The organism is Arthrobacter sp. MYb224, from assembly GCF_002975455.1.
In the GTDB taxonomy this organism is placed as follows: Bacteria; Actinomycetota; Actinomycetes; order Actinomycetales; family Micrococcaceae; genus Glutamicibacter.
Map to the genome: position 1 here is coordinate 13,938 of NZ_PCPU01000012.1, position 13,333 is coordinate 27,270.

Below are 13,333 nucleotides of genomic sequence, written 5' to 3' on the forward strand. Positions count from 1 at the left end.
AGGCGGCCTAGCTGGAGTAGGCGGAGTTTTCGTGGACGTAGTCGTGGGTCAGGTCGTTGGTGAGGATCGTCGCCTCGATCGCCCCGGCGTTCAGGTCGATGTCGATGGTGACGAAGCGGTCTTCCAGCGAGATCAGATTGCGGTCCTCGCCGACGCCGCCGTTTTTGCAGACCATCACGCCGTTGATCGCCACGTTCAGCTCATCGGGTTCGAAGGCCGCGGCCGTGGTGCCGACCTCGGAGAGCACCCGGCCCCAGTTCGGGTCCTTGCCGAAGATCGCGGTCTTGACCAGGTTCGAACGGGACACCGCGCGGGAGACCTCCAAAGCGTCGGCCTCGGTGGCCGCGTTGTAGGTGCGCACCGCGATGGTGTGTTGTGCACCTTCGGCATCGTCGATCAGCTTCGCGGCCAGCTCCTGGCACAGATCTGCCAGGGCGGCGGTGAATTCTTCCAGGTCCGGGGCGATGCCCGAGGCGCCGGAGGACATCAGCAGCACGGTGTCGTTGGTGGACATGCAGCCATCGGAGTCCGCCCGGTCAAAGCTCACCGCGGTGGCCGCGCGCAGGGCCTGGTCCAGCGCCTGGGGCTCGAGCACCGCATCGGTGGTGAGCACCACGAGCATGGTGGCCAGCGCCGGGGCGAGCATTCCCGCACCCTTGGCCATGCCGCCGATGCTATATCCGCTCACGCTGCGCGAGGCGATTTTCGGGACGGTGTCGGTGGTCATGATGCCGGCGGCGGCCGCATCGGCGGCTCCCTGGCCGTCGGCGAGCGCTCCGGCCGCCTGTTTCACCCCGGGCAGCAGCTTATCCATGGGCAGTTGCATGCCGATCAGCCCGGTGGAGGCCACCGCCACGTCGCCCGAAGAGAGGTTCAGCAGTTCGGCCACGTATTCGGCGGTGCGGTGCGTATTTCCGAATCCCTCGGCACCGGTGCAGGCGTTGGCGCCGCCGGAGTTCAGCACGATCGCATCCACCCGGGCGTCCTTGATGATCTCCTTGGACCAGTGCACCGGGGCGGCGGCCACGCGGTTCGCGGTGAATACCGCGGCGGCGGTGAAGTCCGGGCCCAGGTTCTGCACCAGCACGACGTCGTTCTTGCCGGTGGATTTCAGGCCCGCGGGGACCCCTGAGGCCAGGAAGCCGGCCGGTGCGGTGACGCCGGCCAGTTCGGCCGGCGGAAAGGTGGGGGTGTGGGACAGGCTCACGGTGCGACTCCTTGCATCATCAATCCGGTGGTTTCGGGCAGGCCGAGGGCGATATTCATCGATTGCACCGCGGCGCCCGCGGTGCCCTTGGTGAGGTTATCCAGCGCGAGGGTGACGATCACTCGTCCGGCGTGCTCGTCGAGCGCCAGCTGCAGTTGCACGTGGTTGCTCGCCTGCACCGCGCCGGTGGTCGGCCACTGGCCCTCGGGCAGCAGGTGCACAAATGGCTCGTTGGCGTAGGCCGATTCCCAGGCTGCGCGCAGCGCCCCGGCGGTGACCCCGGGCTTGATCCGCGCGGTGGCGGTGGTCAGGATGCCGCGCGGCATCGGCGCGAGGGTCGGGGTGAAGGATACGGTGACTTCCTCCCCGGCGAGCTTGGACAGGCCCTGCTCCATCTCGGGGATGTGGCGGTGGATGCCGCCGACGCCATAGGTGCTCATCGAGCCCATGGTTTCGCTGCCCAGCAAATGGGTTTTGGCGCTCTTTCCGGCCCCGGAGGTGCCCGAGGCGGAGACGATGACCACGTCCTTGGCCTCCAACAGGCCCGCGCCGTAGCCCGGGGCGAGGGCCAATTGGCCGCCGGTCGGGTAGCAGCCGGGGACGGCCACGCGCTTGGTGCCGATCAGTTGTTCGCGTTGGCCGGGCAGTTCGGGCAGCCCGTAGGGCCAGGATCCGGCATGCGGCGAACCGTAGAATTTCTCCCAGGCGGCGGCGGATTCCAGTCGGTGGTCTGCCCCGGCGTCGATGACCAGGGTGGATTCGGGCAGGGCCGCGGCGACCGCGGCGCTCGCGCCATGCGGAAGGGCGAGGAAGACCACGTCGTGCCCGGCCAGGTTTTCCACGGTGGTCTCCACGAGCACGCGCTCGGCCAGGGAGTGCAGATGCGGGGCGACGCCGCCCAAGCGCAGCCCGGCCTGGGAGTGCGCGGTGATCGCACCGATCTCTACCTGTGGGTGGTTGGCCAAAATTCGAAGGACCTCGCCGCCGGCGTATCCGCTGGCGCCGGAGACAGCAACTGAAATCGTCATGACCTCACTCTACAACTGGTTATGCATCAAACCTAATAAATATGCATAAATAGTTCGTCATTTACGCAACCCGGGGCTGCCACCCACCCGGCTCACACCCTTCAGTCCTAGACTGGTTACCAGGAGCCGTCAGCAATATGGCATAGGGACAAAGATTGGAAGCGCATCGCATGAATCAGCAGAGCATACTCGTCTCCCACGCAGGTGGGCCCGAAGTTTTGGAGCTCGGCGAAACCCCAATCCCTGCCCTGGGCGCAGGGCAGGTGCTCGTCAAAGTCGAGGCCGCCGGCGTGAACTTCATCGAAACCTATCAGCGCTCGGGAGTCTACGCCGTGGACTATCCGTTCACCCCGGGCAGCGAATTCTCCGGCACCGTCACCCAGGTCGGCGAGAACGTGCGCCATTTGAAGGTCGGCGACCGGGTCGCCACCTCCAGCGGCACCAAGGGCTACGCCCAGTACGCCGTGGTCGGCGAGACCGAGCTGGGCAAGGTGCCCGACAAGGTCGACCTGCGATTGGCCGCGGCGCTCCCCCTGCAGGGCATGACCTCGCACTATCTGACGCATTCGAGCTATCTGGTGCATTCGGGCGATGTCATCCTCAGCTACGCCGGCGCCGGCGGAGTGGGACTGCTGCTCACGCAGATCTTGAAGATGAAGGGCGCCACCGTCATCACCACCGCTTCCACCCAGGAGAAGAAGGACCTGGCCCGCGCCGCCGGAGCCGACTACGTGGTGGATTATGACCAGGTCGAAGCCACCGTGAACAAGGTCACCGGCGGAGTGGGCGTGCACGCGGTCTACGACGGCATCGGCAAGGACACGTTCGAAACCTCGCTGAAGGTACTCAAGCGCCGCGGCACGCTGGTGCTCTTCGGCGGGGCCAGCGGCCAGGTTCCGCCCTTCGACCTGCAGCGGCTGAATGCGGCCGGGTCGCTGACCGTGACCCGGCCGAAGCTCTCGGACTTCCTGGCCACGGACGAGGAACGCGCATGGCGCTTCGGCGACGTCTTAGGCTGGGCCGCCAGCGGGGACTTGGATGTCCGCGTCGGGCAGAAATTCGCGCTGGCCGACGCGAGCAAGGCGCATAGTGCGTTGGAATCGCGCAAAACCACCGGCAAGGTGCTACTCGTTCCCTAACTCCCAGCCCCAGTTAGCTAATGCCTGCCACTGCACCTCAGCGGCGGGCATTAGTCGATTAATGAACTAGCGCTTTGAGCCAATAGCCACTGGCCCATGCCGCTGGCCGATTCCATCTTCTGGAACCACGGCAGCACTCCGGTTTCGAAATACGAGCCACGGTGAAGCGTCCTCTTCGCCAAGATTCCGCAGACCAGGCAGCCGGCGGAAAACCACCGATCTTCCGAGGGCCCGCAGCGAGCCGGGCCAGCCCAGATCCCCGGGAACCCAGAATCTAGAATCGCGAGGATCCCCCGGCGCCGGAGAAGCTGCCGCCACCGGAATAGCCGTGGGAGACACCCGAGGAGCTGGCGGCCTCCCGGGAGGTGTCCACCGCGTTGACCCCGGTGGCGTACCCGGCGTTGTAGGAGTTCACCCGCCAGAACATCGAAGCCGGGTAGATCACATCGAGAATGGATCCCGAACGGCTCGCACCGGTGCTGTCGTAGCGGGAGTGGCGCAGCGCTTCGTGCATCTCCTGCTTCTCTTCGGCGCTCGACGCATAGACCTCGACCTGCGCGCTAGCGTAGGCATCGAGTCGTTCGGTGAGCTGGCTGCGCAGTTCGGACAACTTATCAAGGGCGGTATCCACATCGAGCTTTTCGGCCTTCAGCTCGTTGCCCAGATCTGCCACGGCGCGTTTTGCGGTGGCGGAGTAGGAATCCAATGCGGCGGCTTGTGCCTGCAGTTCTTCCGGCGCATCTTCGATCAGCGCGGGCAGCTCGGTCAGGTCTTCGAGCAAGGGTGCGGTTTGGCGGCGCCAGGCATCTTCCCACGCGGCACCGCGGGTGTAGAGGGCCGCGGCGTCGTTGATCGCATCGTCGGTGAGGTCCAGGGCCTGGGCGTTGGCGTGGAATTCCTTGGCGCGAGCCACCCCGGGGCCGCTTGAACGCAGCTTCTTGCTCGCCTGCGCCAGCTCTTGCTGCGTGGTGAAGCAAGCGCGGTAGGTGGCGGCAAAGTCGGCGAAGCGTCGTTCGAGTTCCGCGGCGTGGTGCGAGTCGCCAGGCAAGGTGCGCGCGGATAGTTCGGTGGCGTCCAAATCCATGGTCACATTGGTCAGGTGCGCGCTGCCCGATTCCAGCTGCTCGGCGAAGCTCTTGCGCCGCCCCGAACGCACCGCGAGCGCTATGCCGGTACCTCCGATGGCGCCCAGGCTCCCCAGCCCCACGGTCCAGCCGAGCGCCGGATGCCGATACCAGGGGCGGTTGATGATGTTCGCGCCGCGCGCGGCGACGGCGACAACTCCGTCGGTCCAGCGGGCCTGGTTAAAATCCTCGGAGCCCGCCTCATGGATCGAGCGCATCTGGGAGTCGGACACCTTGCGGTCCTCGCCGAAGTAGGTCCCGATCTGGCCATCTCCAGGGCCCTCCACGGACAGCGTGATGATGAAGTATCCGTCGGCCCAGTAGTCACCGTAGTCCTCGGGGTCCGCCGAAATCCATTCGGGGTGCGCGCTGCGGGCGTGGCCTAGCGTCTGGCTGTTGATGTCATCCGCATACTGGCCTTCACGCGAATACACGGCGACCTTGGTGGGCTCGTTGAAGTCGATCTCGCCCACCGCATCGCGCAGCTTCTGCTCGTTGAGCACGTTGGCGGTGTCATCGATGGTGATCGAATCCAGGTTGGTTCCCTCTGCCTGCGCCGCGGGCGGCACGGCGAGGAACAGCAGCGTGGCGGCGGCCGCCGCGGCCAGTGCACGGCGTGGAGAATTGAGCTGGCGCATGGAGAATTCCTCTCAGGCAGATGATGCGAATTATTCCGAACGTTAGGCCAATAGCTCCATCCTAACGGCTGGAACGGGGTAGCCGCGCAGCCCGCGGGGCGCCGCGGCACGCTGCCAGGAGGAGCAGCGATGTGATTCCAACGACCAATTGACCCTTCAACTTCCCGGTAGGCGGTCCGAGGGTATTTAATGGGTTCTGGACGCCGCAACGTCCGATCCCCTCCAGGATCCGTACCCCCTTTTCCGAGAGTTCACTCCCCCTGAGCGCTCGAACCACTTGTGCATGACACTTTAGTGAAGGGACGGATCCGCCAAGTATGGACTCCGTAAATAGTTCAAAGACCGAGGAGCCTGGGCTCCACTCGCCCCAGTTCCCTTCCGGTGCGCTAGCTCCTGCCGAGCGCACCCTCATCGACATTCTGCAGGCCACCGCCACGGCGCATCCCGACGCGCCGGCCATTGACGACGGCGAACGCAGCGAAAGCTACGCGGAGCTGATCGAGGAGGTCAAGGCGAAAGCCCGCGCCCTGCATGAACACGGGCTCGGCGCCGGCGACCGAATCGGCGTGCGCGTCCCCTCCGGAACCCGCCAGCTTTATGAATGGATCCTCGCGATCCTCTGGGTCGGTGCCGCCTATGTACCGGTTGACGCGGACGATCCGGACGAGCGGGCGAAGGTGGTCTTCACCGAGGCCGAGGTCGCCGGCATCGTGAAGGGCCTGGAGGAGATCGTGGTTTCCGCCGATCGCCCCACCCCCTTCCCGAACCCGCGCGCGCCGCAGCTGGACGACGACGCGTGGATCATCTTCACCTCCGGCTCCACCGGCAAGCCCAAGGGCGTGGCGGTCTCCCACCGTTCGGCCGCCGCCTTTGTGGATGCCGAAGCACTCATGTTCCTGCCCGAAGACCCGCTGAACACCTCGGACCGCGTGCTGGCCGGACTGTCGGTGGCCTTCGATGCGTCCTGCGAGGAGATGTGGATCGCCTGGCGCAACGGCTCCTGCCTGGTTCCCGCACCGCGGGCGCTGGTGCGCAGCGGCATGGATCTGGGCCCCTGGCTGATCTCCCGCTCCATTACCGCGGTCTCCACCGTGCCCACGCTCGCCGCGCTGTGGCCGTCGCAGGCGCTGGAGTCCGTGCGCCTGCTGATCTTCGGCGGCGAAGCCTGCCCGCCGGAGCTTGCCGGACGCCTGGCCACCGCGGGCCGCGAGGTGTGGAACACCTATGGCCCGACCGAGGCCACCGTGGTGGCCTGCGGCGCCACCATGGACGGCAGCCTCCCGGTGCGCATCGGCCTGCCGCTGGCCGGCTGGGACCTGGCGGTAGTCGACGGAGAGGGAATTCCCGTCGCCGAAGGCGAAACCGGTGAGCTGATCATCGGCGGGGTGGGCCTGGCCCGCTATCTGGACCCGGAAAAGGACGCCGAGAAGTACGCGCCCATGCCCACCCTGGGCTGGGACCGCGCCTACCGCTCGGGCGACGTGGTGGTCAATGACCGGCTGGGGCTGGTCTTCATCGGCCGCGTAGACGACCAGGTGAAGATCGGCGGCCGGCGCATCGAACTCGGTGAAATCGACGCGGCGCTGAGCGCGCTCGACGGCGTGTCCAGCGCCGCGGTGGCGGTGCGCGAAACCGGTACCGGAAACAAGCTGCTTGTCGGCTATCTGGCCGCCGACGCGGGCTATGACCTGGATGCCGCGCGCACCGAACTGCTCAAGGATCTGCCCGCGGCGATGGTGCCGCTGCTCACCGTGGTGGACAGCATGCCGATGAAAACCAGCGGCAAGGTGGACCGCAACGCGCTGCCGTGGCCGCTGGCCGGGGCCGAATCCGAGCAGTCCGGCGAGGAGCTGGCCGGGCTCGATGAGACCGGCGACTTCGTGGCCCGGGCCTGGAAGGGCGCGCTGGGCATCGCGGCCTCCAGCGCCGACTCCGACTTCTTCGGCTCCGGCGGCGGCTCGCTCTCCGCGGCCCAACTGGTCTCCGCTTTGCGCGCCCGCTACCCGGACCTGACGGTCGCCGAGCTCTACGACTACCCGCGCTTTGGTGCGCTGGTGGAATACCTCGGCGGACAGCAGGTCAACGACGAGGTCATCGAGCCTCGCATCGTCAAGCGCACCAAGCGCATCACGCAGATCGCCCAGACTCTGCTCGCGGTGCCGCTGTTCATCCTTTCCGGCCTGCGTTGGTTCACCTACCTGATGCTCGGTCACTGGTTCCTGCTCAGCGTGGGAATCCTCGAAGCGCAGCTGCCGATTCCGTGGTATTCGATCGTGGCCTCCTGGCTGATCTTCGTGACCCCTGCCGGGCGCATGGGGCTCTCGATCCTGGCCAGCAAGCTCTTGCTGCGCGGGCTGAAACCGGGAACCTACCAGCGTTCGGGCTCGATGCACCTGCGCTTGTGGCTGGCGCAGCACATTTCCGATGTGGTCGATCCGATTTCCCTGGCCAGCGCGCCGCTGCTGCCTTGGTACGCGCGCATGCTGGGCGCAAATATCGACAGAACCGCCACCATGCACACGCTGCCTCCGGTGACCGGAATGCTCACCGTCGGACCGGGGGCCACCTTGGAGCCCGAGGTCGACGTCTCCGGCTACTGGATCGACGGCGACCAGGTGCATGTGGGCCATGTGAGCGTCGGCGATTTCGCCTCCGTCGGCGCCCGCTCCACCTTGGTTCCCGGAGCAGTGGTTGGACCACACACCATCGTGGAAGCCGGATCCGCCATCTACGGCGAAACCCGCGAGAACTCGCGCTATGCCGGATCCCCGGCCGCTCGCGAGGGACGGGCCAAGCCACGCTGGCCCGAAGAAATTCCGTCATACCGGGTCCTTCCGCGCGTGCTGGGCGCGGTCGGTTCGATATTGCTGAACCTCTTGCAGTGGTTGCCGGTGGTTTTGGCCGTGTTGGCGGTCACTCCGATGCTGCGTGCCGAGGAATCGCTGACCTCGATCGGCTGGAAAATCATCCCGGCGGTGCTGCTTGCCGCGCTGGTATGGTTCCTGTCCATGATGGCGCTGATCGTCATCGAGGTGCGGTTGCTGTCCATCGGCCTGGTCGAAGGCTGGCATCCGGTGACCTCCCGGGTCGGCTGGCAGGCGTGGGCGACCGAACGCGTGCTGGATACCGCCCGCGATGTGCTCTTCCCGCTCTACGCTTCATTGTTCACCCCGGTGTGGCTGCGGCTGCTCGGCGCCAAGGTCGGCCGTGACGTGGAAATCTCCACGGTGCTGCTGATCCCGAAGATGACCACCATCGCCTCGGGCGCTTTTTTGGCCGATGACACCATGGTCGCCTCCTACGAATTGGGCGGCGGCTGGATGCATATCGCCCCGGTGCGCGTGGGCAAAAAAGCGTTCCTCGGCAACTCCGGCATCCTGCATGCCGGTCGCCGGGTGCCTAAGCGCTCGCTGATTGCGGTGCTTTCGGCGACCCCCCGCAAGATGAAGGCCGGAACTTCCTGGATCGGCTCTCCCCCGCATAAGCTGCGGCGCACCACGGTGGATGCCGAATCCGAGCGTACCTATCAGCCGCCGATGAAGCTCAAGATCATGCGTGCGGCCTGGGAGCTCTCCCGTTGCCTGGCGGTCTTCACCACGGTAGGCATCGCCGCCGGAGTGCTCTGGGCGCTGTCCGCGCTGGTGACCCACGTGAACCCGCTGTCCGCCGCGCTGCTCTCCGGCGCGGTACTGGTCTTGGCCGGAGCTCTCGCCGCAGCCAGCGCGTTGGCCGCCAAATGGCTGGTGGTCGGGGTGATCCGCCCGGGCGAGCACACGCTGTGGAGCTCGTTCATCTGGCGCACCGAGATGGTCGACTCCTTTGTGGAGCTGGTCTGCGCCCAGTGGTTTGCGCGGCTGGCCTCCGGCACGCCGGCGCTGGTCTGGTTCCTGCGTGCGCAGGGCGCAAAGATCGGGCACGGGGTGTGGTGTGAAAGCTACTGGTTCCCCGAGGCAGACCTGGTCACCTTGGAAGATCACACGACGGTGAACCGCGGCAGCGTATTGCAGACCCACCTGTTCCACGACCGCATCATGTCCATTGACACGGTCACCCTCGGGTCCGGGGCTACGCTCGGCCCGCACAGCGTCATCCTGCCGGCTGCGAAGATCTCCGATGGCACCACCACCGGACCGGCTTCGCTGGTGCTGCGCGGCGAGGTGCTGCCAGCAAATACCTACTGGCGCGGCAATCCGGCGGTACGCTGGAACATCACACCCGACGAATCACAGACAGCATAGGACCGCGCCGGATGCCCCAGAAGATCTTGGATGAATACACCAAGCACCACGGTTCGGCCGCGTACACCGTGGACCACTACGACCTGGAACTGACTTGCAAGCTCGCCAGCAACCTGCTCGAAGGCAAGGCGGTACTGCACCTGCGCGCGCTCCAGGACCTGGACACCGTGCAATTGAACCTGCACGGGCTGCGCGTGCTGAAGGCCACCTGCCAAGGCAAAAAGGCCCAGGTCTCCAAGCGCAACCACCGCATCGAGGTGCAGCTGCCGAGCCGCTTGGCCGCCGGCGAGCGCACCGAGCTGACCCTGCGCTATGCAGGCAACCCCGGGGTGCAAAACGGCATCTGGGGCGAGGTCGGCTGGGAAGAGCTGACCGATGGGGTGCTCGTTTCCGGTCAGCCGACCGGCGCGGCGACGTGGTTCCCCTGCAACGACCACCCGAGCCACAAATCCACCTACCGCTTCTCCATCGCCACCGACGCCGGCTACCGGGCGGTGGCCAACGGCGAACTGATCAACCATTCACGCGCCGCCAGCCGCGACACCTGGGTCTACGAGCAGCGCGAACCGATGGCCAGCTACCTGGCTACCTTGCAGATCGGCCGCTATTCGGAGATCCCCTTCGACGAGGATCGGCATCTGGTGGCCTATGCGGTGCCCGGCATGGATCTGAAGGTCCGCGGGGCCTTCGGCAAACAGACCGAAATGGCAGAGGTCTTCGAACGGCACTTCGGCCCGTACCCCTTCGAGAGCTACAAGATCGTGGTGGTCAACGACGAGCTGGAGATCCCGCTCGAGGCCCAGGGGCTGAGCATCTTCGGGCTGAACCACCTGTCCATGGACTGGGAGGCGCAGCGCCTGATCGCCCACGAATTCTCCCACCAGTGGTGGGGCAACTCGCTGACCCTGAAGCGTTGGAAGGACATCTGGCTGCACGAGGGCTTCGCCTGCTTCAGCGAGTGGCTGTATTCCGAAGCCGCCGGGGTCATGCCCATGGCCGAACGCGCCCGGCTGGCCTGGGAGCTGCTCGACGGGCAGGACCAGGATTTGGCCATGGGGGATCCGGGGGCCAAGGACATGTTCGATGACCGCGTATACAAGCGTGGCGCGATGGCGCTGTTCGCGCTGCTCGGAGAGCTTGGCACCGAAACCTTCTACACGATGCTCAAAGAGTGGGTGGCCGCCCGAAGCCACGGGCACGTAGACACCGAGGCGTTCATCGCGCACGCCCAGGGTTTCGCCCCCGACGCACTGGATGTCGCCGCCCTGCTGCGGCCGTGGCTGTACGACCAGAAGCTGCCGGTTTTCCCACGCTAGCGCGCCGCATAGAACACCACCTACGAACCGTCGAGTCTGCTCGGCGGTTCGTTTCTTTAAGCGCAGTAGCGCACTGCTCCCTGGTCCTGCCCGTTTGCATCGTCGGATTCTGAATGCCAAAAACTTCGCTACTCGGTATTGCTAACTACCAGTAGTCTGCGATACTATCTACTGGTAGTCATTATCACTAGATAGCGCTTGGAGGGCCTCTATGGCAAAGCAGATGACCGAAATGCTCAAGGGCACCCTGGAGGGGATCGTCCTGGCGATCTTGGATGAATCTCCGGCCTACGGATACGAAATCACCGCACGGCTGCGCGGCAAAGGGCTCAGCGACATCGTCGAAGGAACCGTCTACGCCCTGCTGATCCGCTTGGAGAAACGCGGTCAGGTCGACGTGGAAAAGGTGCCCTCGGAAAAGGGGCCACCGCGCAAGGTCTATACCTTGAACGCGATGGGCCGCGATTACCTCGAAGAGTTCTGGAAGAGCTGGTTCTTCCTCTCCGAGCGCATCGAAGCATTGCACAAAAATTACACCAACCACCCAGAAGGAAAATCCTCATGAGCACCAAATGGTACGAAGTCCTCACCGGCCAGCTGCAGCAGAAAAAGCAGTACAAGGAAGCCAAGGCCCGCTTGGACGCGCTGCCCGAGCCCTAGCGCGCCACGGCTACGGCGTTGAATCGCTACTTCATGTATTTCGGCGGCATCACCGATGGGGACACCCTGGTGCAGATGTTCATCGACCACGCTGACCTGTGGGAGCGAGCCTCCATCGACCGGCTGCCGCTCCGTGAAGTTGTTGGCGAGGACCCGGTGGAATTCGCTGAAAACTTCACCCTGTCCTACGGAGGAAAACAATGGATCGACAAGGAACGCGCCCGGCTGATCAAGGCAGTTCAGGACGCGAAACGAAGCGAAGAATCATGAACACCGAGAGTGCACCCACCGCAATCAGCGTCCGCGGGCTGAAAAAGTCGTATAAGGACCTCCAGGTGCTCCGCGGGGTTGACCTGGAGGTAAACCCCGGAGAGATCCTGGCGCTGCTCGGCTCGAATGGCGCCGGGAAAACCACACTCGTGCGGATACTTTCCACGCTGCTGACCGCAGATGCAGGCAGTGCGCTCGTCGCCGGTTTTGATACCGCCACTCAGGCGCACCGGGTCCGCGAAACGATCAGCCTGACCGGTCAATTCACCGCCATCGATCCGGTGCTCAGCGGCCGCGAAAATCTAGTCTTGATGGCGCAGCTGCGTCACCTGAAAAACGCGAGTCAGCATGCCGAGGAGTTGCTGGAACGATTTGCGCTTAGCGACGCTGGCGACCGGAAGGCCGCGACCTATTCCGGTGGAATGAGCCGCCGGCTAGACATTGCGATGAGCCTGATCGGGAATCCTCGCATCATTTTCTTGGACGAGCCAACCACCGGCTTGGATCCGCAGGCACGCTTGGAGGTCTGGGATACCGTACGCCGGCTCGCCGCGGACGGCACCACCGTGCTGCTGACCACGCAGTACCTCGACGAGGCCGAACAGCTGGCGGATCGTATCGCGATCTTGCACCGGGGAACCATCATTCAAAACGGGACCCTCGACCAACTCAAGGACTTGCTGCCGCCAGCCCACGTAGAATACGTGAAGAAGCAGCCCTCCTTGGAGGACGTGTTCCTCGCCTTGGTCGGCGCCCCCGATCAGGAGCAGCCATGACCACCCACGCGCTACACGACACCGGCGTACTCACCGGACGCTCGCTGCGTCATATCCTGCGCAGTCCCGACACGATCATCACCACCGCGATCACCCCGATCGCCATGATGCTGTTGTTCGTTTATGTGCTCGGAGGTGCAATTAATACCGGCACCGATGGCTCCTACATCAACTACCTATTACCCGGGATCCTGCTGATCACCATTGCCTCGGGCATTGCGTATACCGCCTACCGGCTGTTCCTGGACTTGCAAGGGGGCATATTTGAACGTTTCCAGTCCATGCCGATCTCCCGATCCAGCGTGTTGTGGGCGCATGTATTCACCTCGCTGCTCGCAAACCTGGTATCCATCGCCATCATCATCGGGGTGGGACTGCTGATGGGCTTCCGCGCCCAAGCCTCAATCGGTGGCTGGTTGGCGATAGTCGGGATTCTGGTGCTCTTCGTCTTGGCGTTGACTTGGCTCGCGGTCATCGCCGGGCTGAGCGCGAAGACCGTAGATGGGGCCAGCGCATTCAGCTACCCGTTGATCTTCGCCCCATTCATCAGTTCCGCTTTTGTGCCTACCGCCTCGATGCCGTCTCCGGTGGCCTGGTTCGCCGAACACCAGCCGGTGACCTCCATCGTTGACACGCTTCGGGCCTCATTTTCCGGACAGCCGGTTGGACAAGAAATATGGGTGGCGCTGGCCTGGCTGCTGGGAATCCTAGTGATCGCGTACTCGCTGGCGAATCTGATCTATCGCCGTAAAATCAGCTAGCCGCGAGATGACTGCAACCGAGCCGAGGCATGCGCATCTCCCTTACCCGACTCGGCTCGGCGGATCGCCCACAAAGATTGAGCGGCTTCGCTGCGCATAGCAGGCCACCGCTGCACCAATGAAATTTCAACCGGATCGTTAGCCGGCGAACGCCGACCGTTCCCCGCATTCCCCTT

General features: G+C 64.8%; 9 protein-coding genes and 1 pseudogene. 7 read left to right on the forward strand and 3 right to left on the reverse strand.

All coding sequences use genetic code 11. From position 1 onward, the window contains the following. Window positions 1-7 precede the first annotated feature (7 nt). Window positions 8-1,207, reverse strand: a complete 1,200-nt coding sequence (gene argJ, locus CQ017_RS16635) for a bifunctional glutamate N-acetyltransferase/amino-acid acetyltransferase ArgJ (RefSeq protein ID WP_105554650.1) — start codon at window positions 1,205-1,207, stop codon at window positions 8-10. Further along, complete coding sequence (argC, locus tag CQ017_RS16640; protein ID WP_105554651.1) at window positions 1,204-2,235, reverse strand: N-acetyl-gamma-glutamyl-phosphate reductase; 1,032 nt, start codon at window positions 2,233-2,235, stop codon at window positions 1,204-1,206. The genes argJ and argC overlap by 4 nt, the downstream gene beginning before the upstream one ends. 170 nt (window positions 2,236-2,405) lie before the next feature. Between argC and CQ017_RS16645 the strand changes: the two genes are divergently transcribed. Beyond that, window positions 2,406-3,374, forward strand: coding sequence for a quinone oxidoreductase (locus tag CQ017_RS16645; protein ID WP_105554652.1), 969 nt, complete (start codon window positions 2,406-2,408; stop codon window positions 3,372-3,374). A 274-nt stretch (window positions 3,375-3,648) separates the two neighbouring features. Here the strand turns inward: CQ017_RS16645 and CQ017_RS16650 are convergent, their stop codons facing one another. Then, entirely contained in the window at window positions 3,649-5,136 is a 1,488-nt protein-coding gene (locus CQ017_RS16650; RefSeq protein WP_105554653.1) for a DUF5129 domain-containing protein, read from the reverse strand. A gap of 317 nt (window positions 5,137-5,453) precedes the next feature. Here CQ017_RS16650 and CQ017_RS16655 point away from each other — a divergent pair, with 317 nt between their 5' ends. The 6 genes and pseudogenes from CQ017_RS16655 to CQ017_RS16680 all read left to right on the forward strand — a co-directional run bounded on the left by CQ017_RS16655 (window position 5,454) and on the right by CQ017_RS16680 (window position 13,157). Beyond that, the gene (locus tag CQ017_RS16655) at window positions 5,454-9,374 is read left to right on the forward strand and encodes a Pls/PosA family non-ribosomal peptide synthetase (RefSeq protein ID WP_105554654.1); all 3,921 of its coding nucleotides are present in this window, start codon (window positions 5,454-5,456) and stop codon (window positions 9,372-9,374) included. 11 nt (window positions 9,375-9,385) lie between these two features. Continuing rightward, the gene (locus tag CQ017_RS16660) at window positions 9,386-10,690 is read left to right on the forward strand and encodes a M1 family metallopeptidase (protein ID WP_105554655.1); all 1,305 of its coding nucleotides are present in this window, start codon (window positions 9,386-9,388) and stop codon (window positions 10,688-10,690) included. A 211-nt stretch (window positions 10,691-10,901) separates the two neighbouring features. Next, entirely contained in the window at window positions 10,902-11,255 is a 354-nt protein-coding gene (locus tag CQ017_RS16665) for a PadR family transcriptional regulator (RefSeq protein WP_105554656.1), read from the forward strand. Further along, a pseudogene (locus CQ017_RS16670) lies at window positions 11,252-11,620 on the forward strand (DUF1048 domain-containing protein). The gene CQ017_RS16665 and the pseudogene CQ017_RS16670 overlap by 4 nt, the downstream one beginning before the upstream one ends. Next, window positions 11,617-12,396, forward strand: coding sequence for an ABC transporter ATP-binding protein (locus CQ017_RS16675; RefSeq protein ID WP_105554657.1), 780 nt, complete (start codon window positions 11,617-11,619; stop codon window positions 12,394-12,396). Before CQ017_RS16670 ends, CQ017_RS16675 begins: the two are co-directional and overlap by 4 nt. Further along, the gene (locus CQ017_RS16680) at window positions 12,393-13,157 is read left to right on the forward strand and encodes an ABC transporter permease (RefSeq protein ID WP_105554658.1); all 765 of its coding nucleotides are present in this window, start codon (window positions 12,393-12,395) and stop codon (window positions 13,155-13,157) included. The genes CQ017_RS16675 and CQ017_RS16680 overlap by 4 nt, the downstream gene beginning before the upstream one ends. The last annotated feature ends 176 nt before the right edge of the window (window positions 13,158-13,333 follow it).